General features: G+C 38.6%; 15 protein-coding genes and 1 tRNA gene. 12 read left to right on the forward strand and 4 right to left on the reverse strand.

The window, feature by feature from the left end:
• Window positions 1-65 precede the first annotated feature (65 nt).
• From P0077_RS17675 to P0077_RS17700, 6 genes are all read left to right on the forward strand, one after another.
• Entirely contained in the window at window positions 66-635 is a 570-nt protein-coding gene (locus P0077_RS17675; protein ID WP_276166531.1) for an RNA polymerase sigma-70 factor, read from the forward strand.
• A gap of 192 nt (window positions 636-827) precedes the next feature.
• Window positions 828-1,955 (forward strand): FecR family protein, encoded by a 1,128-nt coding sequence (locus P0077_RS17680; protein ID WP_276166532.1) that lies wholly within the window; start codon window positions 828-830, stop codon window positions 1,953-1,955.
• 103 nt (window positions 1,956-2,058) lie between these two features.
• Window positions 2,059-5,493 (forward strand): TonB-dependent receptor, encoded by a 3,435-nt coding sequence (locus P0077_RS17685; RefSeq protein ID WP_276166533.1) that lies wholly within the window; start codon window positions 2,059-2,061, stop codon window positions 5,491-5,493.
• Window positions 5,494-5,496: 3 nt separating this feature from the next.
• The gene (locus P0077_RS17690) at window positions 5,497-7,167 is read left to right on the forward strand and encodes a RagB/SusD family nutrient uptake outer membrane protein (RefSeq protein WP_276166534.1); all 1,671 of its coding nucleotides are present in this window, start codon (window positions 5,497-5,499) and stop codon (window positions 7,165-7,167) included.
• 2 nt (window positions 7,168-7,169) lie between these two features.
• Complete coding sequence (locus P0077_RS17695; RefSeq protein ID WP_276166535.1) at window positions 7,170-9,698, forward strand: alkaline phosphatase D family protein; 2,529 nt, start codon at window positions 7,170-7,172, stop codon at window positions 9,696-9,698.
• 52 nt (window positions 9,699-9,750) lie between these two features.
• On the forward strand, window positions 9,751-11,313 hold the full coding sequence (locus tag P0077_RS17700; RefSeq protein ID WP_276166536.1) for a sulfatase family protein: 1,563 nt from the start codon (window positions 9,751-9,753) through the stop codon (window positions 11,311-11,313).
• 92 nt (window positions 11,314-11,405) lie between these two features.
• On the opposite strand, the gene P0077_RS17705 is transcribed toward P0077_RS17700, so the two are convergent.
• Window positions 11,406-12,251 carry a membrane metalloprotease gene (locus P0077_RS17705; protein WP_276166537.1) on the reverse strand — a complete coding sequence of 282 codons (846 nt, stop codon included), beginning with the start codon at window positions 12,249-12,251 and terminating at the stop codon, window positions 11,406-11,408.
• 225 nt (window positions 12,252-12,476) lie between these two features.
• Here P0077_RS17705 and P0077_RS17710 point away from each other — a divergent pair, with 225 nt between their 5' ends.
• Genes P0077_RS17710 through bshB1 form a run of 3 tightly spaced genes read left to right on the forward strand, consistent with a single transcriptional unit; the run spans window position 12,477 to window position 15,867 of the window.
• Window positions 12,477-13,886: an MATE family efflux transporter gene (locus tag P0077_RS17710; protein WP_276166538.1), complete on the forward strand. Its 1,410-nt coding sequence runs from the start codon at window positions 12,477-12,479 to the stop codon at window positions 13,884-13,886.
• Window positions 13,887-13,926: 40 nt separating this feature from the next.
• Window positions 13,927-15,102 (forward strand): trans-sulfuration enzyme family protein, encoded by a 1,176-nt coding sequence (locus tag P0077_RS17715; RefSeq protein WP_276166539.1) that lies wholly within the window; start codon window positions 13,927-13,929, stop codon window positions 15,100-15,102.
• A gap of 42 nt (window positions 15,103-15,144) precedes the next feature.
• A complete protein-coding gene (gene bshB1, locus P0077_RS17720) occupies window positions 15,145-15,867 on the forward strand; it encodes a bacillithiol biosynthesis deacetylase BshB1 (protein ID WP_276166540.1) in 723 nt (240 codons plus the stop codon).
• Here bshB1 and P0077_RS17725 read toward each other — a convergent pair.
• Window positions 15,864-17,930, reverse strand: coding sequence for a tetratricopeptide repeat-containing sensor histidine kinase (locus P0077_RS17725; RefSeq protein WP_276166541.1), 2,067 nt, complete (start codon window positions 17,928-17,930; stop codon window positions 15,864-15,866). The two genes, bshB1 and P0077_RS17725, sit on opposite strands and share 4 nt — an antisense overlap.
• Window positions 17,931-18,206: 276 nt before the next feature.
• On the opposite strand from P0077_RS17725, the gene P0077_RS17730 reads away from it, so the two are divergent.
• Window positions 18,207-18,283, forward strand: a tRNA-His gene (locus tag P0077_RS17730).
• 110 nt (window positions 18,284-18,393) lie between these two features.
• Here the strand turns inward: P0077_RS17730 and P0077_RS17735 are convergent.
• Window positions 18,394-19,962, reverse strand: coding sequence for a M28 family peptidase (locus tag P0077_RS17735; RefSeq protein ID WP_276166542.1), 1,569 nt, complete (start codon window positions 19,960-19,962; stop codon window positions 18,394-18,396).
• Window positions 19,963-20,110: 148 nt separating this feature from the next.
• On the opposite strand from P0077_RS17735, the gene P0077_RS17740 reads away from it, so the two are divergent.
• Window positions 20,111-21,298 (forward strand): aldose epimerase family protein, encoded by a 1,188-nt coding sequence (locus P0077_RS17740; protein ID WP_276166543.1) that lies wholly within the window; start codon window positions 20,111-20,113, stop codon window positions 21,296-21,298.
• Here P0077_RS17740 and P0077_RS17745 read toward each other — a convergent pair.
• Window positions 21,295-22,167 carry an AraC family transcriptional regulator gene (locus P0077_RS17745; protein ID WP_276166544.1) on the reverse strand — a complete coding sequence of 291 codons (873 nt, stop codon included), beginning with the start codon at window positions 22,165-22,167 and terminating at the stop codon, window positions 21,295-21,297. The two genes, P0077_RS17740 and P0077_RS17745, sit on opposite strands and share 4 nt — an antisense overlap.
• 142 nt (window positions 22,168-22,309) lie before the next feature.
• Between P0077_RS17745 and P0077_RS17750 the strand changes: the two genes are divergently transcribed.
• A complete protein-coding gene (locus P0077_RS17750; RefSeq protein WP_276166545.1) occupies window positions 22,310-23,248 on the forward strand; it encodes a dihydrodipicolinate synthase family protein in 939 nt (312 codons plus the stop codon).
• The last annotated feature ends 165 nt before the right edge of the window (window positions 23,249-23,413 follow it).

Here is a 23,413-nt window from a genome sequence, read left to right on the forward strand (position 1 = left end):
TCTTTTTACTGTTATTGTAATTTTAAGTCTATTTTTTATAGATTTAGCATCTTGATTGTTGTGTGATGAAGATGATAACAGAGGATTCCGCGTTCTTAAAGGGCATGAAAGAAGATGATAACTCTTCTTTCAAGGCTATTTATGACAAATATTCTCGGGCTATGTTCATATATGCGCACAACATAATTAAGGACAGGGCTGTATGTGAAGATATTATTCAAGAGGTTTTTATTTCGCTTTGGTCAAAAAGAAAAACAAATAAGATTACTTCCTTAAAACCTTACCTGTTTCAAGCTGTAAAGTTTCAGATATTCAATCATTTTAGGAACAATAAGTTATCGACGGAAGATTTAACCCGATTGAACATTATTGACGTTTCAATGAACGTATCTCAAAAACTGGAGTACTCAGAACTTGATCAAATTATACGTGATCATGTAGCTAAACTTCCAAAAAGGTGTCGTCATATTTTTGTTCTGAGCCGGTACCATCACAAATCGAACAAAGAAATTGCCGAAGAACTAGAAATATCCGTGCAAGCGGTAAAAAATCAAATTTCAAAAGCATTGGCTTCTCTTAGAAACAATCTTCAGTTAGAGGAAGCCATTATTCTTTCTCTCCTTCTTCTTTATTAAACCTTTCTGCTAAACATTGTTAACGAGTGTTTTAAAGCTCCTTTTAGTTAAGATGTCAGGTGGTTGTAATTGGGTTAATCGCAATTTAATCATCAATATTTTATTGATTTTAAAAAATAATCGACTTCTAACGTGTACCATCGCATTATTTTGGGTACTTAATAATGATATCGGTTTCTAATAGAGGTATAGATGAACGCAAAAAATGCAAAAAAGCTATTTAAGAAATACTTGAATAATGAGTGCTCTGCAGAGGAAAGAGAGTTGTTGGAGAGGTTTCTTGAATCGTATCAAGGTGATGACACTGAAATGTCAAATTTTAAGTTTGACAATTCGGTAAAGCAGGAGGTTTGGCAAAAAATCACAAATGAAACGAATCCATCCAAAATCAAGAAAGTTAATTTTAATCTTTCTTTTTTAAGGTATGCGGCCATATTTGTTGGGGTAGTGGGGCTTATGGGATCATATTTTTTTCTGACCCAAGATAAATCGGAAGAATCGGAATTGGTAGTGGATGATACCGCTATTGTGCTGAAAACCGGTGATAATAAAACAAAGGAAATCGTTGTTGGTAGTGAGGAATCCATAAAAGATGCAGATGGGAACATTTTGGCATCGCAAGCTAATGATCAAATGGTGTACCATGGCAAGCCTACTACTGAGCTTGTGTATAATGAGATAATTATTCCAAAGGGAAAGACCTTTGAATTACTACTTTCCGATGGCACATTAGTGCATTTAAATGCAGATACTTCACTCAAGTATCCCGTAAGTTTTGTGAAAGGTGTAGAGCGAAAAGTTTTTTTAAAGGGGGAGGCCTATTTTGAAGTTGCCAAGGACCCAGATCATCAATTCACCGTGGTGGCCCAGAATATGGATGTTCAGGTGCTAGGAACCCATTTTAACGTTAGTTGTTATGCGAACGAAGAAGCCTATACGGTACTTGCCGAAGGTAGTGTGGCTATAAATGATAATAGAAGTGAACAGATAAAGCAAGAACCAAGTATTCTTGAGCCTGGACAAAAAGCAGCTATGAAAGAAGAAGCTGTTGTAATCAGTGAGGTTGATATAAACGATTACCTTAATTGGCGAGAAGGTGATTTAACCTTCAACAATGAGCCTTTTGAAGATATTATACGAAAAATAGAACGTCGCTATGGTGTACGTATTCAAAATGGTTATACAGAATTGGAAGCCGTTCGGTTTAGGGGGGCTTTTAAAAATGAGACGATACAAGACTTGTTAGACACTTTCAAGGAGAGTGCAGAGTTCGATTATGAGATAGCCAATAACCAAATATTAATCAAAAAACCAGTATAAATATGATGTAGCTTAAAATATAAAAAAATCGGGGTACGCTGCCACGTCCCCGATCAATAGTGATTTCAGTCCGAGTAATAACAAACCAAAATCATTTAAAATTATGGAAAAAAAACCATTGTTTTTCATTCTCATGAAAAACATTCTTAACAAGAATCGCACAGTGAAAATATCCATTTTAATGTTTGCTTTTGCCTTGTTCAATCTTCATGCGAATTCCTATTCGCAAAACAAGAAGGTTTCAATAGAAGCGAACAACGAAACTATTGAAAGTGTATTGGAGAAAATAGAAGCGCAAAGTCAGTTCCGTTTTTTTTATAAAACGGGACAGTTAAACGTATCTAGAAGAGTAACACTCAATGTAGAAAAACGCCCTATAAAAGAAGTCTTGAACTTGGTTTTTGGGGAAAATGTCACCTATACTTTAGTTAAAAACCAAATTGTTTTAAAAAGGAGTGCACATGATGTATCAGGTATTCCCCAAAATAATGTTATAAATGAAGACCAACAGTCTGTTAGCGGTACTATCACAGACGAAACCGGAGTTCCCCTAGCGGGTGCCAATGTGGTAGAAAAAGGAACCACAAACGGTGTTACGGCAGATTTTGACGGTAATTTTAGTCTTGAAGTAACCTCTGATGATGCAATTTTAGTAGTCTCTTACATTGGTTTTGCTACCAAGGAAATTCCCGTTAACAATCAAACATCCATTAACGTTCAGCTAGTGGAAAGTGCTGCTGGTCTAGAAGAGGTGGTTGTTGTGGGTTTTGGCACACAAAAGAAAGTGAACGTAATTGGATCTGTCTCGCAAGTATCCTCCAAAGATATAGAGAACAGACCGGTTACTCAGGTATCTCAGGCCATTACCGGTCAAATGCCGGGTGTTACGGTGGTTCAACGCTCTGGGCGACCTGGTCAGAGTGGTGGAAACATAAGTGTTAGAGGTGTAGGTTCTTTTGGAGCAACACCGGACGCACTTGTTTTGATAGATGGTATTGCTGGAAGTATGAATGATATTAATCCGGATGATATTAAATCTATTTCTGTTCTAAAGGATGCTTCTTCTGCGGCAATTTATGGAGCGCGTTCGGCAAATGGGGTAATTCTTATTACTACAAAAAATGGAAGCGAGAACAAGTTCTCTATAAATTACAATAGCTACGTTGGCTTTAATGCGGCAACAGAGCTTCCGGAATTTGTTGATTCTTGGGAATATGCCGAAATGTATAATATAGCTTCTGGCAGTAATAGTTTTACTGCGGAGGATATTGCAAAATATAAGGCACAAGATGACCCGGATAATTATCCGAACACAAAATTTCTAGAAGATTTATTTTCAAAAAACGGAATCCAGACTTCACATACGCTAACCTTGAATGGTGGAGACGAAAAAAATAAATACTATGTATCTGCCGGAATCTTACAACAAGACGGTATCGTTCCAAAAAATAGTTTTAACCGTTATAATGTGCGTATGAACCTTCAGAATAAGTTGGGGGATAAGTTTACATTAAATACCCGGTTTTTTGGTAGTGTAGAAAAAAGAGAAGAGCCTCAGGTGACAGGGAATAAAGGCCCAGGGTACCAGAGTGAAGCTAGTAGGGCATCTGACGCAACTGATAATGCGGGCAGTTTTGTGAGTCAATTGGTATCTAATGCCGTAAGATATCCAGCAATTGAGCTAGGGCAAGATTCTCAAGGTAATTTTGGAATCGGTCCTGAAAGTGGTGGAACTCCAGTGGCTTGGTTGGCTTCTGATTCTTATTTGGAAAACCCACGGACAAAAGCAGGTGTAAACGTTAAACTAGACTATAAGCCTAATGATAACTTAGTGTTTTCGGCAATAGGCGGGTATAATTTTACACTGCACGAAGAACGCTCATACTACGCGTCTCAACGTTTGAACGACCAGATTAATTTGAGTCAGTCTTATTTGAACCAGTACAGTAATAAAGAACTTTATAAAACACTGCAATTTACAGGTGAATGGTCAAAAGAAGTAGGCATACATGATTTTAGCTTCTTGGGAGGTTATTCTTTTGAGAACGAAGAGTTTTCATTTTTTAATGGCTACCGTCAAGACTTTGCTAGTAATGATTACACTGTACTAGATTTAGGTAGTGCGGAAAATCAGCAAACTGCGGGTTATGATGCGGAGTGGGCCTTACAGTCTTTCTTTTCTCGCTTAAAATATAGTTTTGATGAGCGCTACCTTTTTGAAGCTACGCTTCGTTATGATGGATCATCAAGATTCCCAAAGAGTAATAAATATGCGGTATTTCCAGCGGCGGCTGTTGGTTGGAGAGCATCACAGGAATCTTTCTTACAAGATGTAGATTGGCTTTCAAACTTAAAAGTGAAAGGATCTTGGGGTATTTTAGGTAACCAGAATATTGGGAACTATCCATATCAGACCGTACTGGCCTCAGGGCGTGATTATGCATTGGGCGGTGGACTTTCAACAGGTGCTGCGTATTCTACATATCGAGATGCCGACATTAAATGGGAGTCAACGGAAACTACCGATATAGGTGTCGAAACTGGATTTTTTGATGGTAGATTGACGTTTAACGCTACGTATTTTAGAAGAAATACTACAGATGTTCTCTTTAAGCCGTCTTCAAGTGTATCCTCGGTTCTAGGGGTTGGCATTAGTGAAACCAATACGGGAGCGGTCAAAAATACAGGTTGGGAATTTGATTTAGGATACAGAGGAAGTAAAGGTGATTTCAGCTATTCGGTTAACGGAAACTTTTCGGTAATAGATAATGAGGTTGTAACATTGGGCTTAGGTAACGTAGAACAACCTAACGGGTATGTTGGTAACGGATCTGATCTTTTTATTGGCTACCCTATGCAAATGTATTATGGGTATGAAACGGACGGTGTTTTTCTAAATGACGGAGAAGTATCTAGCTGGGCAGACCAGACAGCAGTTAACCCTAGTTCACAGGCTGGAGATTTTAGATATAAAGATATCAGTGGACCGGATGGGGTACCGGATGGTCAAGTTGATCCAACATATGACCGTAAATATTTAGGAAGTCGTATTCCAAAGTACACCTATGGAGCTAACATTAACCTTAATTACAAAAACTTCGATTTTTCCCTTTTCCTTCAAGGTGTTGGAGGGGTTAAAGGGCAGTTGACCAATTATGCTGGTTATGCTTTTTACAATTTAGGTAATATCCAAAGGTGGCAAATGGAAGGAAGGTTTGACCCGGAAAACCCGGTACGTTACCCAGACTATCCTAGACTTGAAGTGATTACCAACAGTGGTACACCAAATACGGAAACTTCGGATTTTTGGGTGATAGACGCTGGGTACCTTCGAGTTAAAAATGTGCAATTGGGCTATAATTTCCCTGATCCGGTAACCGATTTAATCGGTATAGATAACCTAAGGATCTATTTGGGCGCAGAGAATTTGCATACGTTCAATTCCTATAGAGATGGATGGGATCCTGAGATTAATTCTTCTGGGGGCTATTATCCTATTCTAACTACCTACACCTTTGGTTTAAACTTAAAATTTTAGGACATGACAAACTTATTAAACACATATATAGGTCGCATATCATCCACCGCTCGGTTCGCTGTTTTAAGCATGGCATTGATTACCCTATGGGGCTGCGACGAAGAACTAGAACAATTTCCAAGTAATGCTTTTGCAAAAGATAACTTTTGGACATCGGAGTCCAATGCAGATATAGCCTTGACAGGGGCATATCGCGGGGCTATAGAATACGGAACGCAAGTAGTACCCTCTGATTGGTGGACGTATTGTGGAATCGTTTTTATGGAATTTGCAACGGATAACGCGTATGATCGTAGGGGGGATAACTCCACTCAAAATCGTCTTACCGACGGTACTTTGTTACCAAATAATAATGTTATTAATGGGTATTGGACAGGTTCTTATAAGCGAATCGCCATCTGTAACGACTTTTTAGAAAACATTGGTAATGTTGATATGGATCAGGCCAAGATTGATAGAATGAGTGCCGAGGTTCGTTTCCTAAGGGCGGCAACGTATTTTTATATTTCCCAGTTTTGGGGAAGTGCTCCTTTGGTGACCACAACCTTAACGCCAGATGAGGCAAACAATGTAGATAAAGTATCAAAGGCAGAATTGGTTTCTTTTGTAATCAGTGAATTACAAGCAGCCGCTGCAGATTTACCATCTTTTGCAGAGTTGTCCGGTACAGAGGCAGGTAGGGCCAGCAAGCAAGCGGCTTTGGCTTTCTTGGGTAGAATGTACCTTGGAGAAAAGAACTTTGTGGAAGCATCAAAGGTGTACAAAGAGATTATAGATATGGGCGAGAATATAATAGACCCGGACTATGCCTCTCTTTTTACTCCGGCTAATGAAGCAAGCAGTGAAAATATTTTCAGTACACAATATTTTGGAGGACAGGCCGGGAATGCTTTGCCTCAACATGCTTACCCAGCAGTATCTTCGGGTTGGCATATTGTGAACCCCTTGGGTAGCTTGGCAGATGCCTATGGTTTTGATGATGGTACGCCATTGTCCTATGACGATCCTAGATTTGATTATGATGATATGGGTGCCAATAGAGACCCAAGGTTTAGATATAATTTGCTTTGGGACGGTTCTTCTTTTGGAGACAAAATTTATGACTGTCACCCTGATCATACAGAATCTTTGGATCAGTTAACGTATTCCAAACAGGCAACGCGAACGGGTTATGGGCTAAGAAAGTTTTTTGACGAGTCTTTCAGTGGCAATCTGCAATCTGATTATGGCGGAAATATTCCAATTGTAAGGTATGCCGAAGTTTTATTGAGTTATTTGGAAGCTGAGCTTGAAGCGGGTAACCCTATAACACAAGCGTTGTTAGACGAGACTATTAATAAGGTTAGAGGTAGAGCTTCTGTAGGACTGCCACCGATAACCGAAACCGATCCGGCTACACTTCGTCCTATTTTAAGAAACGAAAGAAGAATTGAATTGGCATTGGAAGGTCAGCGCCTTTGGGATATTTTTAGATGGGATATAGGAGACGAAGTCCTAGTTGGCGATTTCTGGGGAGCTCCTTTTCCAAACTCCACTTTGTATCCAACTACATCCAAGAAAATCGACCCACAATCAAGATGGTACGTGACGACCAAAAATTTCAGGGCAGGAACGGATGATATTTGGCCTATTCCGGAATCTGAGGTTAACGTTAATCCTAAATTAGGAAACTAAGCATGACCATTAAAAGAAGAAAGTTTATACAAAATTTAGGACTTGCCGTGCCCATGCTGGCAAGTCCTTTTAATCCTATTCTTGCCAAAGAAATGGTATTTGAGAAAGGGACATTATTAGATTCTGCTAGCTCTAGTTTTTCAGCGGATTTTAAAAAGTTGAATGATAGAGTGTGGATTGGTAGCTCTTTCTGGGCGGTACCCATGGAAGATTGGGAAATAAAAAACAACCGATTGGAATTTTCCGGTGTAGAAAAACAGTCAAGGCTACATATCTTAACCCATGTGTTAGGTGAGAATCAAGGTGATTTTGTGCTGAAAGGAAACTTAGGGTTACTAGCGGATAAGGGCAAAAAAGGAGGTGTTGGTTTTTCCGTAGGAATTAAAGATTTCACCGATCCTAAAAGTGTAAAAGCTGCCTGTTATTTTGGGAAAGGTATATCCGTAGGGGTAAATCTAGATAGGGAAATATATCTTGATAAGAAGAAAGAATCGCTTCCAGCGGAATTCGACTTTAAAAATTTCTCCCTTCAACTGAATGGACAAACTAAAGCTAAGGCTACAGAATTGACCCTTGAAGTAATTGATAGTGCAGGTATCTCTAAAACTCTAGAGTATTCAGTAGATAAAAATATAAACGGGTTAGTCGCTCTTGAGAATAAAGGGAGAGAAAAAGAGGAAAGTACTTTTTGGTGGGGTGCTATAAATCTATCGGGCACAAAGGTTCAACATGAACCAGATAACAGTTTTGGTCCTATTTTATGGGCAATGTATACCTTGTCGCAAGGGAATTTAAAGCTTACCGCTCAATTACCGCCTGTAGGGGCCAAAGACTCACAAAAGGTGGAACTGCAGTTTTTGAGGAATGGGAAATGGGTAAAAGCAGATAAGGTACAAATAGATCCTGTTTCTTTTACTTCAATTTTTTCTGTTGCTAACTGGGATGCTTCTGAAGATGTAAAATACCGTCTACGTTACAGTTTGAATAAGAAAAAACATAGTTACGAAGGCGTTATACGTGAAGAACCTACGGATAGAGCGTTAACCTTTGGCGGACTAACATGTCAGCATGCTATGGGGTTTCCGTACCGTCCTTTGGTTGAAAATTTAGATAAGTCCAATCCGGATATGCTCTATTTTTCAGGAGACCAATTGTATGAAGGTAACGGTGGTTATCCTATTAAAAGACAACCGGAAAATAAGGCTATTTTAAATTATTTGGGCAAATGGTATATGTTCGGATGGGCGTTTGGCGATGTTCTAAAAAATAGACCAAGCGTATGTACACCGGATGATCATGATGTGTATCAAGGAAACCTTTGGGGAGAAGGGGGAGAAGGAATCTCATTTGAAGAATGGGAGAAAGTGCGTGATGCCCATGGTGGTTTGGTACAGACTCCCAATTTTGTAAATGTGGTGAACCAGACACAATGTGGTCACATGCCAGATGCTTATGATGCTACACCTTTAAAATCCGGCATGACCACTTGGTATACGGAGCTGGTATATGGTAAGGTCAGTTTTGCCATTGTCAGTGATCGTCTTTTTAAATCCGGACCAGAAATGGTTAGGGAAGGCGAGGGCAGAATAGATCACTTGACCGCTCCTGCAAAAGAAGGGGAATTGGAAGCGGAAACCCTTTCTTTTATGGGGCAAAGACAACTCCATTTTCTAGAAAAATGGGTTGCAGATTGGCAAGGGGCCAATATGAAAGTATTGCTGAGTCAGACGCTTTTCTCCAATGTGGGAACACATCACGGGCCAACAAAAGAATTTCTTTTTGGAGACCTTGATTCGGGAGGATGGCCAAAATCAAAACGGGATAAGGTTGTTGAAACAATTAGAAAAGCTTGTGCTTTTCACATTAATGGTGATCAGCATTTGCCATTTATGGTACAATACAGTGTAAATGAACCAAGGGATGGAGGTTGGACATTTTGTACGCCAGCTATTTCTACAGGGTACCCAAGATGGGGACAACCAGATTCAGTAAACGTTCCTTATACGGATAGACCGGCACACGGATTACCGAACACAGGATGTTATCGTGATGGTTTTGGAAACGATAACTTCATTTATGCCGTTGGTAACCCCACAGATGATTTTGATGAAGAATTCAACAGATACCAAAAGGCGCAGAAAAAAGCTTCGGGGTATGGGCTCGTTACTTTTAATACTTCTGAACGTACTATAAAAATGGAGGCTATTCGATTTTTAGCGGATTTGAATAACAATTCTGAAGAGAACACCTATCCCGGGTGGCCGTTAACGATTCAACAAACGGATAATGACGGAAGAAGAGCAATAGGATTTCTTCCAAAGTTAAAGTTAAAAACAGAAGATCAGTTGGTGAAGCTTATCAATGAAGATACCAAAGAACTGGTACATGCTATGCGGATTAAAGGGAATAGTTATACGCCCTCCGTATACGAAAAGGGGAAATACACCCTACTTATAGGAGAAGGGGCAACAGAAAAAACCATAAGTGGTATAGAAATAACCATTGATCCTAAAAAGGTAATTTCTATTTAAGCGAAAAGGAATAAATTTGAGAGTAGATTAATTTATAAATACAAAATAGTTCATGACAAGTTTAAGGAAGTATTTTTTGAGTGGCGCCATCTTATTGCTGGTGTTATCTGGCTGTAAGTCAAAGGAAGAAAAAACGGTAGTTCAGGACGAAAGTCCAAAGCGGCCCAATATCGTTTTCATTTATATGGATGATTTGGGGTACGGAGACCTTAGTTCCTATGGAGCAACCGAATTGAGTACGCCCAATATTGACGCTTTGGCGGAAGGTGGTGTTCAATTCACCAATGGTTATGCTACTTCAGCCACATGTACGCCAAGTCGTTATGCCATTCTTACCGGTAGGTATCCTTGGAGAAACAAAGATGCGAAAATACTTCCGGGAACGGCACCTTTAATTATAAGTACGGATCAGTTGACCGTACCTAAAATGCTAAAGGAAAAAGGCTATGCTACGGGTATAGTAGGTAAATGGCACTTGGGCTTAGGAAGTGGAAATGTAAATTGGAACGAAAGAGTATCACCAGGGCCGAACGAAGTCGGTTTTGATTATTCTTATATTCTTGCGGCAACACAAGATAGGGTTCCAACAGTATATATAGACAATGGCAATGTAGACGGTCTAGACCCCAATGATCCGATCGAGGTTGATTATAAGAAGAACTTTGAAGGGGAGCCGACAGGCTTGGACAACCCGGAGTTGACTACCATGAAATGGCATCACGGCCACAATAATAGTATTGTAAACGGAATTCCACGTATTGGTTACATGAAAGGTGGCGAAGCTGCTCAATGGAAGGATGTGGATATGGCAGATCACTTTTTGGAGAAAGCGCAAGCCTATGTAACAGACCATAAAGATGAACCTTTCTTCTTATACTACGCATTACAACAACCACATGTGCCGCGTACGCCACATCCAAGATTTGTGGGTAAATCAGGAATGGGACCACGTGGCGATGTTATTCTTGAGGCGGATTGGGTTGTAGGTGAATTCATGAAAACTTTGGAAGCCCAAGGGTTATTGGAAAATACGCTGATTGTTTTTTCAAGTGATAACGGTCCTGTGGTAAATGATGGTTATTATGACGATTCAGAAGAGAAATTAGGTGACCATACGCCAGCGGGAGTACTGCGTGGCGGAAAATATAGTCTTTTTGAAGCGGGTACGCGTGTTCCATTTATTACCTATTGGAAAGGAAAGATAGCTCCGGGGAAATCAGATGCTTTGGTTTGTCAGGTGGATTTACTTACGTCCTTGGCGACATTGGTAGGCAGCGATAAAAAAGGAGAGGATAGTGAGAATCTCTTAGAGGCCTTTATGGGTGAAACTAAGGAAGCAAGAACGGAACTAGTATTGGAAGCCGGTTCTAGAACGGCTTTAAGAAAAGGAGATTGGGCAATGATTCCACCATATAAGGGTGCTGCAGTTAATACGCAAGTTAATATTGAATTAGGTAACGACAGCGAGTACCAGTTGTATAATGTAAAAGAGGATTTAAGTCAAACTAAAAACGTGGCAGAGGAAAATCCTGAAAAACTACAAGAGCTAATTGCTGATTATGAGGCAATAAGAGGTACGTCTGATGTGGAGATCAAAGAGTTGGAATTGAAATAATTGAGGTTAAAAACCTTAGTACATTCACAACCTGAAATAACAAGCCGTTTCGAGTACTAATGTTCGTTTGGACATAGGTATACGAGGCGGTTTTACTTTCCTCCATGCGCCTTTAAATCGGCTAAACATTGAGAATCAAAGTTGGGCACCGTACCTCCACTAAGCATGTTTACCAGTCCTTCACCGGTTTCCGCAGTCCAGTACATCAAACATTTATCATCGGTACAATGGCGACCATGTTCTGTATCTTGGTGTTCAGTTTGCATTGGTGTACCGGCATTTACCATTCCCAATAGATGTCCAAATTCATGTTTCAGAACAGTGCTTTCTAAAACAGCAAGACTCGGACCAAGTGTTTGACCGCTAAAACTTTTTACGGTTTCCTCGAATATAACAAAAGATGTATTTTGATACGCAATACCAAGAACAGACCCGTTCTCCGTGTTTTTAGAATATTCGCCATCAAGAAATATACCGAACACGGCAATAGTACTCTCTAGGTTATATTGGGTGCGTATATCATCTTCAAGGTCACGAATATCCTCTATGGAATACACCTCTTGCCCAGGAGATTCAATTTCTATTAATTCTAGACTAATTTGTTCGGGTTTATTCAATCGTTGAGAAACGAATTCCTCAAAGTTTTCAATTGTGCTTTCCGTTGGTTTAAATCCTGCTACATAAAACAGTTCAAATATAATGGCGTTATAGGTGTCTTGGCTCAATAGATCATTAGAAGAATCACCTACAGACTTTTTATTTCCTGAAACATCTACTTCTTTAGTGTTGCCTTCGTCATCTGTTACAGTTTGGATTTGTTCTTTAGAATTTTCTCCGGTATCGGTGTTTTTATCAGAATTTTTGGAACATGCACTTGCGATCAGACATGTGAATAATAGAGTGAAAATATGCTTATATATATGCTGACTGTATTTCATACTGCTAACTTTAAGTAAGTTATAAACGCAAAACGAAGTAGTTCTAGTGTGTTTTTTCTTTTTTTGGAGGAGTCGATTCACTTTTTTTTGCATCTTTGCAACATCATGAAGTTATAGAAATTATGTTCCATATAAATGTCGCTAGGTTTTTGCCTAGAAATGAATCGTGCTTTCTTCGTTCGGTTTTGACATACTTTTCTTTTTATCAACATAATTTCATTTCAAATGCCACACTTAAATAGAATCACATTTAAAAGACTGTTTCAGTACTTTATAGTTGCCGTTACGGGTAAAGAAACAGAGTTTACCACCGGAAGTATCCGCAAGGCTATTTTTATGCTCTCCATCCCCATGATTTTGGAGATGATGATGGAATCTATTTTCGCCATTGTAGATATAGCTTATGTATCACAGGTAAGCGTAAATGCCGTAGCAACCATTGGACTTACCGAATCCGTAGTTACTTTGGTATATGCGGTTGCCATTGGCCTGAGCATGGCAGCTACTGCAATCGTTGCTCGGAGAATTGGGGCAAAAGACATCAAAGGTGCACAAGAAGCCGCCGTGCAAGCAATTGCTCTAGGAGTATTAGTTTCGGTAATTGTAGGTGTTTTGGGGGTTTTCTACGCCAAAGACATTCTGGCTCTTATGGGAGCTGAACCAGATTTGATAGCGGAGGGCTATGGTTATACCCAACTTTTATTAGGAGGTAATATTACTATTCTACTTTTGTTTCTTATCAATGCTATATTTCGGGGAGCGGGTGACGCTTCCGTTGCTATGTGGGCCTTGGTTCTTTCTAACGGACTCAATATTATTCTTGACCCTATTTTTATCTTCGGATGGGGTCCAATACCGGAATACGGAGTAATGGGAGCTGCTATAGCAACCAATATTGGAAGAGGAACTGCCGTTTTGTTTCAACTAGCGGTTTTATTCTTTGGATGGAGCCGTATAAAAATAGGGTTCAAAGATATTGTCATTCGTTTTAGTGTAATGTTCAATCTTATTAAGGTTTCTCTTGGGGGAATCGCTCAATTTCTAATTGGCACTTCTAGCTGGGTATTTTTAATGCGCATGATGTCGGAATTTGGTAGCGAGGTATTGGCTGGTTATACGATTGCCATCCGGGTAATGTTATTTACGTTAATGCCTTCTTGGGGTATGAGCAATTCAGCGGCTACATTAGTTGGGCAGAACCTAGGTGCCCAACAACCGGAACGCGCAGAAAAATCGGTCTGGAAAACAGGAAAGTACAATGCCATTTTTATGGGGGTTGTTTCGGTGATTTATCTCCTCTTTGCTTACGATATCGTTGCGTGGTTCAATACTAATCCCATAGTGGTGGAAAATGGAGGGTTGTGTCTTCAGATAATAGCTATAGGGTATATTTTCTATGCCTATGGTATGGTGGTGACTCAGGCTTTTAATGGGGCTGGAGATACAGGTACACCTACTAAGATTAATCTTATTGCTTTTTGGTTGTTTCAACTGCCATTTGCTTACTTGGCCGCCATAACATTTAATTTGGGGGCTATGGGCGTGTTCATTGCAATTACCGCTGCAGAGGTTCTATTGGCCATAATTTCTATGATTTGGTTTAAAAAAGGAAACTGGAAAAAGGTGAGCGTCTAATCCGCTTTTTGTAACTTTATCCTTCTTAATCTTGGAAAATATGCAGCAGAAGAAAATAGGCCTGAATACAATTTGTACCCATGTGGGTGAAGTGAAAGATGAACAGTTTAAAGGAGCAATTTCGCCCTTATACATGAGCAGTTCGTATGCTTTTGAAGGCGTTGATGCAAAACGGTACCCTAGATACTTTAATACGCCAAATCAAGAAGCACTGTGCAGAAAAATTGCAGCTTTGGAGCATGCTGAAGCAGGACTCATTTTTGGCAGTGGTATGGCTGCTATTACTACTTCGCTTATGGCTTTTTTAAAAGCTGGAGACCATATTGTTCTTCAACAGGTTTTGTATGGAGGGACGTATAATTTGGTGGTAGAGGAGTTTGAGAAATTTGGTATAGAATATTCTTTTACCGAAGGATGGCGTCCTGAGGATTTTGAAAAAAAGATTAGGTCTAACACCAAGGTCATTTATATTGAAACCCCCTCTAATCCATTGTTAACCATAACCGATCTGGATGCTATAGGAATGTTGGCTAAAAAGCATGACCTAGTTTCCATGATCGATAATACGTTTGCTAGTCCTGTCAATCAAAATCCTATTGACTTTGGTATTGATGTAGTTGTTCATAGTGCGACTAAATATATGGGGGGGCATTCCGATATTTTGGCAGGAGCTGTTGCATCATCCGAAGAAAATATCAATCGTATTTTTGGTTTGGCAAAGAATTTTGGCGGAAGCCTTAGTGATTACACGGTCTGGCTTTTAGAAAGAAGTTTAAAGACTATGGGAATACGGGTGAAGGCACAAAATGAGAATGCCCAGCGTATGGCGGAATATCTTCATGAGAACAACGCTGTTAATAAAGTGTATTACCCAGGTTTACCAAGTCACCCTGATCATGAACTGGCAAAATCCCAAATGCATGGTTTTGGAGGTATGCTGTCTTTTGAATTAAACGAAGATTATGATGCAGCTCAGTTTCAGAGAGAACTACAATTAATTAAACCTTCTATGAGTTTGGCAGGGGTGGAGAGTACCGTACTTTCGCCGACCAAAACTTCGCACGCACTTTTGAGTGCCGAGGAAAGAGCTAAACAGGGAATTCAAGACGGTTTAATTCGCTTTTCAGTGGGTATAGAAGAACCAGAGGATTTAATAGCGGACATAGAACAGGCATTGGAAAAAGTAAGGTCTACTGATGTAATAACGACTAGTTAGGCTCAAAAGACCTTAAAGATTATCAATACTCAAGAAAAACGAATGAAATTAGACATATTAGCTTTTGGCGCTCACCCAGATGATGTTGAACTTGGTGCCGGAGCAACTATAGCCAAAGCCATTGCCAATGGTAAAAAAGTAGGAATTATAGATTTGACCCGGGGCGAACTTGGTACGAGGGGTTCCGCGGAGATAAGAGATAAGGAGGCTACTACCGCCGCTGAAATATTGGGAGTAACGGTTCGTGAAAATTTGGGGTTTGCAGATGGTTTTTTTGTGAACGATAGGGCGCATCAATTAGAAATCATTAAAATACTACGGAAATACCAACCGGATATGGTTTTATGTAATGCTATAGATGATCGCCATATAGATCATGGTAAGGGAAGTAAATTGGTTAGTGATGCCTGTTTTTTAAGTGGATTGGTGAAAATTGATACGCAGTTAGATGGAGAAGAGACGAACCAAGGACAATGGAGGCCTAAAGTGGTGTACCATTATATTCAATGGAAAAATATAGAGCCCGATTTTGTTGTAGATATTTCAGAATTTATTGAAAAGAAAACAGAGGCGATTTTAGCATATTCGTCACAGTTTCATGATCCTAATAGTAAGGAACCGGAAACGCCCATAAGCAGTAAAAATTTTATTGAAAGTGTAAATTACCGAGCTAGGGATTTAGGGAGATTGGTAGGAGTAGAGTATGCCGAGGGTTTTACAACAGAACGTTTTGTTGCTGTTAAAAATATTGACGATTTAATCTAAGCAGTTCGTTGGTATTTGTTTTTAGCCTTGGGTAAGGTAAAGTGAAAGGTACTTCCTTTTCTAAAAGTACTTTCTACCCAGATTTTTCCATTATTTTTCTCTATCATTTCTTTACAAAGAGATAGACCTAGACCAGTACCTTTTTCATTATTGGTGCCGTAAGTTGTTAATGTGGAGTTATCTAAAAATAGCCTTTCAATCGTTTTTTCTGTCATACCTACACCGGTATCTCTAATTGAAACTTGCCATTGTTTTGTTTTTTCAATGGCAGTAATAGTTATCATACCGTTTTCAGGTGTAAATTTTAGGGCGTTGCTTATGAGGTTACGAACAACAATATCTATTTGGTTACTGTCTGACCAAGAAAGTGTCTTGGTTTCCAAATGGTTTATAAGACGTATAGATTTTGTTTTTGCTATCTCGGAAAGTAAATCGATATTATCTTTTACAACCGTTTCTAGCGCAACTACTTCAGGTCTGGTAACCGCACCGTTCATTTGGGTCTGGCCCCAAGTCAACAAGTTGTTTAGAGTAAAAGATATGTGATCGATATCATTAGAGAGCTTAGGAAGGAATCCCATAAACTCATTTTGTTCTATCTCCCCATCTTTAAATAATTTTAATAACCCTTGGAAAGCGGCAATGGGACCACGAAGGTCATGACCAATTATAGAAAATAGTTTGTCTTTGGTACGGTTTATTTCGTGTAGGGCAAGTTCATTTTGCTCTAAATCTTCTTTTTTCTTCTGAAGTTCCGAATTTAAGTTTTTTTGGATTTTCTCACTTCTACCGACCAATAAAGTAACGATAATGAAAATTACAAGAATACCTAGGGCTACATTAACATAAGCCCGTTGCATGTCTAGCTGTTTGTTATTTTCTTCTATAAGATCTGCCTTTTGTTTTTCATGTTCCATTTTGGTTTTCAACATGGTCAGACTCTTTTTGTTCTCGTTTCGTGATAGTGTGTCTGACAACGTCTGATATATCTCGTGATATTTTAAAGCTTCGGTGTAATTTTCTTTGTTCTTATTAATTAGATATAGCGTTTTAGCACATTGCTGAGACTCTTCCATATCTTGTATGTCATTGGAAATAGCGTAAGCATCTAATGCATATTTTTCAGAAATACTGTCTTTACCCATTCCTAGATAGGCTTGAGACATTCCGTTTAGCAACTCTATTTTGCCTCGATCATCCTGAATGGTTTTGTGCAACATTTCACTTTGGCTATACCAATATAGTGCCCACTCCGGTTTGTTGTCCTTTAAATAGATTTTACCTTTTGTAGCGTAACCATACGCAAGCCATTCCATTTTCTTGTTCTTCTCAAAGATGGCAATACTAGAGTTGGCATTGTACATGGCGTATTCCAATTCACCCATATCTGCATATAAAGAGGCTATATTGCTCATGGTCTCCGCAGAATATATCTCATTGCCAATTTCTTCGTTAATCTTTTTTACGTTTTTGTAAAACTCCAAGGCCTGCACATAGTCTTTTTGTGAAGCGTATAGGTTGGCTACATTTTCACTGAGCACGGACTGCATGAATTTGTCGTCATTTTCATTGGCGATATCTATAGCTTCCAAATAGTAGATTAGAGCTTTTGCGTAATCACCAATATATGCGAATTCTGAAGCAAGATTGTTCTGGGCCCTCAACTGCGGTTTAACAGCTTTTATCATTTTGCCTATGGAGCGCGCATTTTTAAAGTAAAGCATACTTTGGGTATGATCTCCCTTATCGGAATAATAATTACCCATACCTATTAATGCGTAACTTTCTCCTATTTTGTAGTGGGAAGACTTACTATAGTCTAGGGCAAGCTGTGAAAGCAAAAGAAGACTGTCCGTATTATAATACCTTAATTCGTAAGCCAGGTCATTTAACAGGTTGATGTGAGTGGTGTCTTTAGGGGAAAAATTGGGAGTATTTCTTAATTCCTTAATGCGTGTTTGTAAACTGTCTTTAATCTCATGTTGCGCTTTTACCTGAGCAGTACACAAAACCAGTATTCCAAAGAGGAAAATACCTATTTGAGATAACCGGTTGGGGGTCAAAGAAAGATTTTTGACAAAAAGCATTTTGAAAATTAATTATTCATCTAATTTATCTACATGATGTAGATATCTCTAATAATTGTTGTGAAACGCTAAAAATTGTGTGTTTTAACGTAAGTACCTTGCACTTTATCGATGTTTTTGAAGTTTTTGTTTCCCATTAGACATTCATTATCAACACGTTCTATGGTGTAATCTGATGACGTATAAAAATAACAGAAGTTTTATTTTGAAAGATTACTTGAAAAAAAGTATCTTTGCCACCGCTTACAAATGGTGGTTGTAGCTCAGCTGGTTAGAGCGCTTGATTGTGGTTCAAGAGGTCGCCGGTTCGAAACCGGTCTTCCACCCCAAAATAAAAAGCCTTGTCTTAATTGACAGGGCTTTTTGGTAATATACATTGCTGAAATTTGGACATAAAAAAACCTGCCCTATAGAGCAGGTTTTTTATGGGCTCATATTTTTATTTAGTTGCTTTATCAACAACAACACGGTCTTTTCTATTTGCAACTTCCCACGCAGTATAGAAAACCAAACGTGTACGGTTCTCTAGAAGATCGTAATTAATTTTATCCGGTGTATCTCCCGGTCTATGGTAATCATCATGCGTACCATTAAAGTAAAAGATGATAGGAATATTATTCTTAGCAAAATTGTAGTGATCACTTCTATAGTAAAAACGGTTAGGGTCGTTCTCATCATTATAGGTGTAATCTAATTCAATATTAGTGTATTTGGTGTTGACCTCTTCAGATAGCTCATGTAAATCAGTACTAAGTTTGTCGGAGCCGATTAGATAAATATAATTCCGATCACCTGTACGTTTAGGATCAATTCTTCCTATCATATCAATATTTAGGTTGGCCACTGTGTTTTCCAAAGGAAAAATAGGATCTACATCGGCATAGTATTGAGAACCCAACAACCCTTTTTCTTCACCGGTAACATGTAAAAAAACAATGGAACGCTTGGGGCCTTGACCAGCATCTGCCGCTTTTTTAAACGCTTGGGCAATTTCTAAAAGGGCAACGGTTCCAGAACCATCATCATCAGCACCATTATTTATTTCGCCATCTGCGGTAATACCAATATGGTCTAAGTGAGAGGACAACACCAGATATTCATCTGGTTTTTCCGAACCTTTTAGCACGGCAACAACATTTTCAGATTCAATCCCATTATTTTCACTTCGCACGTCTACGGCTAGTTTTTTAGCTATTTTTTTTGGCTTATCGTCAGATTGGATATTTGGTAAAATGGCTTTAGCGAGTTTAGCGTTGATTAAGAAGTTAAAAAAATCGTCCGCACCATCTTTAGAAAGTTCCATTCTTCCACTATCATTATTTTTCATCCAATTAAACCTACTTTTAAAACGGGAAAAATTAGTTTCGTCATAATAAAGAATGCCTTTAGCGCCTTTTGATGTAGCCAATTCCAAACGTTTGCCTAAAGATTCGGACATATTGCTCCAAATAGATTTTTCCGAAGTTCCGGATAAAAGATAGTTTCCATTTGCGGCTAAAGGCTCTCCGGATTTTACCAGAACCACTTTATCGGTAACATCAATGTTTTTGTAATCTGAATAATCGCCATCTTCAATACCATAACCGGCATAAACGATATTATCAAAAGACCCTTGTGCTTTTGAAAAAGTTAGGAAATCGTCTCCTAATGGATATTCCTTACCGTTAACAGTAAGAGAACCAACAGGCAGCTGACTGACTTCGAGCGGCACTTTTTGAAAATAATCACCGTTTTCCTGAGCGGCTGGAATTCCTAAATTTTCATATGCTGCTTTTAAATATTCAACAGCTTTTTTTTGTCCAGGTTTACCTGTTTCCCTACCTTCAAATTCATCGGAGGCATAGGTGTACAAGTGTTCTTTTAGTTCACTTTCGGTTATAGTCTCGGCGAAAGTTTCTGGGGTTTGAGTAGATTTAGTAGCTACAGTTTTATTTCCATCGGAAACAGTGGTTTGCGATGAATTACAGGCCATAGCCAATCCTATGCTAAGGATTATGAGTTTTTTCATGTGATGTGAGTTATGCTTTCATAAAGTTTCCAAAAATAACGAAAACAAATAGAACCGGTCTCTTACTAGATAATATTTAGTACGCAGGTCCATTACTTTTTTAATTAACTTGCTCAAGGTTTTATCAAATCTAGATATATTTCTTATTATGAAAATTATAAAACTACTAATCGCTTGTAGCCTTGCCAGTGCTATAAGCATTTCTTGTAATCAAAAGAAAAAAGAAAAAATGACCGAATCCGTTTCAAAAACACCAAGCGCAAAATACGCGCAAAATATTAACCCTGCAGATTTCACCACCACTATAGAAGGAGATTCCGTAAAGTTCTTTGTTTTAACTAATGCCAATGGTATGGAGGTCACCTTCACAAATTACGGTCAACGTCTAGTGTCATTATATGCACCGGATAAGAATGGTAAATTTGACGATGTGGTTTTAGGTTTTGATAATTTGAAGGATTACAGAGCGAAAAAGAATTTCTTTGGCGCAGTTATAGGTAGATATGGTAACCGAATTGCAAAGGGAAAATTTAGTTTAGATGGTAAAACCTATGATTTAGCCATCAATAATAATGAAAACCACCTTCATGGCGGTCTGGTCGGTTTTGAGAGTGTTGTTTGGAAGGTTGACGACCATACGGATAATAGCATTAGCTTTAGTCGTGTTTCTCCAGATATGGAAGAAGGGTATCCGGGTAATTTAGAAGTTACGGTGAGTTATGTACTTACTGATGATAATGCACTACGGATTAGTTATGAGGCAAAGACGGATAAGCCTACCTATGTAAACCTCACCAATCATTCTTTTTTTAATTTAAAAGGAGAAGGAGAGGGCACTGTAAACGATCATGTGGTCCTGTTAAATGCGGATAAGTTTACACCTGTGGATAATGGGTTGATTCCTACGGGGGAAATAATGAATGTGGAGGACACCCCTTTTGATTTTAGAGCGCCTAAAACTATTGAAAAAGATATTAATGCAGATTTTGAACAATTAAAAATAGGAAAAGGATACGATCATAATTTTGTTCTTAATGAAGAACCTAAAAATAATGAAGGCCTTACTTTTGCGGCTAGAGTAGTAGAGCCAAACAGTGGTAGAACCTTAGAAGTTTACACTTCCGAACCAGGCGTACAGTTTTACGGTGGTAACTTTTTAGATGGTTCCGATATTGGTAAAAGTGGAAATCCTTATGTTCGTAGAGGTTCTTTTTGTCTTGAAACACAACATTTCCCCGATTCTCCTAATCAGCCGGATTTTCCTAGTACACGCTTAAATCCAGGGGAAACATATACTTCGTATTGTACCTACAAGTTTGGTGTTACGGAAAACTAGGCGTTGTTCATAGTAGGTCTATTCGTTTTCTGTTGAGACACAAATCTAGAAGGGATTACATTTTTTAGTTTCTTGAATTGCCTGTTGAAGTTAGAAATGGAGGTAAACCCGGATTGTTCCGAAATCTCCAAAATAGAGAGGTTGTCATCTTCTCGTTTTAATAGCTGACAAGCATGTTCAATACGAAGCTCGATCAAGAATTGGAAAAATGTTTTGTTCGTGTGCTGTTTAAAAAATTTACAAAAGGCATTGGGCGTCATGTGAACTTGGTCCGACACGGTTTTTAAATCTATGTCGTTTTGAAAGTGCGTTACTACATATGAGAAAATAGTTTGCATACGTTGACCTTGTGAACTACCAATTCTTTTTGGGTAGACAAAGTTGGTTAAGGTCTTTTTATCGGCACTGATCAAGTTCTGTAGCAATTGCACGAAACAAATGAATCGGTCTAGTTTTTCCAAGTTGGGAAGGGCAATCATAGTTTTGTGAATTGCTTCCGTATTTCCTACCACATGAAACCCTTCTTTTGATGAGTTTAAAAATACTTGTAATTCTTCTAAATCGGGCAGTGCAAAAAAGGATTCTCCAAAAGTGGTTTCGGTAAAGAATATAGAAATTTTATGAACCATTTCGTCTGATATTTCATTTTTGAACAAATGGGGACTGTGTGATCCAATTACAAAAAAATCCCCGTCCGTAAAGGGGTGGACACTATCACCTATAATCAGTTTCCCCTTTCCTTTAACGATTAAGGTCAGTTGTATTTCTGCATGCTGATGCAGTTTGTCATAGAATACCAATTCACGGTCTACTTGTACAATTAGATTCTGATGTAAAGGTTTTGGTACCTGAAACGGATGTACTTTCATATTTCTAATAAGCGCATTTAACGCTTGTATTGTTACTTTACAGCAATTTATGGATAAGATAATCTAATTTTTTGATAAAATCATCTAATTGTAGATCATGAAAGCGATTTAATTTTGAATGATATAATTAAAAGGCAATCACATGAAATTTGAATGGAAAGGCGTTATGCCAGCGGTAACCACAAAATTTAATCCGGACGATACACTAGATTTGAAAATGTTCAGGACCAATATAGAAGCTCAGGTAAAAGCGGGTGTTCATGGAATTGTTTTAGGTGGGTCTTTAGGTGAGGCAAGTACCTTAACGTCAGAGGAGAAAATCATTTTGGTTAAAGAAACTATTAACATTGTTGAAGGGAAGATTCCGGTAATTATGACCATTGCGGAGCAGGCTACAAAGGTTGCACTCCAATCGGTAAGAGACGCAGAAGATAGTGGTGCGGACGGATTAATGGTTCTTCCTCCCATGCGTTACAAATCTACCGATTATGAAACTGTTGAATATTTTAAAGAAATAGCCAAGAGCACAGAACTTCCTATAATGATTTACAATAACCCCGTGGATTATAAAATAGAGGTAACGGTTGGTATGTTCGAAGAATTAGTGGAGTTGCAAAATATCACAGCCGTAAAAGAATCTACTAGAGATATTATTAATATTGGGCGTTTGCGAAACAAGTTTGGCTCTGACCTAAGTATTTTAACCGGAGTTGACCCTTTGGCATTAGAAAGCCTTCTTATAGGTGCCGATGGTTGGGTAGCGGGTCTAGTTTGCGCTTTTCCAGCTGAAACAGTTGCAATTTACGAGCTGGCAAAAGCGGGTTACACCAAAGAAGCTACCGAAATTTACCGTTGGTTTCTGCCTTTATTGGAGCTGGATATAAGTCCGCAGTTGGTACAGAATATTAAGTTGGCCGAAGTAGCTACGGGAATTGGAACAGAAACTGTAAGAAAACCAAGGCTTCCGTTACGGGGCGAAGAGCGTGAACGAGTTTTAAGCGTTATTAATACCGGTTTAAAGAATAGACCAGTTTTACCGGATTATAAGAGTTTAACAAATGTGAACAAGCAATTGGTTTAGTATACTAATTAATTTTTGTAGAGATTTTAATCTTATATAAACATTGAAGTTGATCGGTAAATAAATAATCTCAGGGCTATTCAAAGGAAAGTAATCCCAAAAAAGAAGCAAAATCTTTGATCTTTATTCTCAATTATAAGGCAAAAGACTTTCTTTGAAATTCTT

Source organism: Zobellia alginiliquefaciens (assembly GCF_029323795.1).
GTDB classification, from domain to species: Bacteria; Bacteroidota; Bacteroidia; order Flavobacteriales; family Flavobacteriaceae; genus Zobellia; species Zobellia alginiliquefaciens.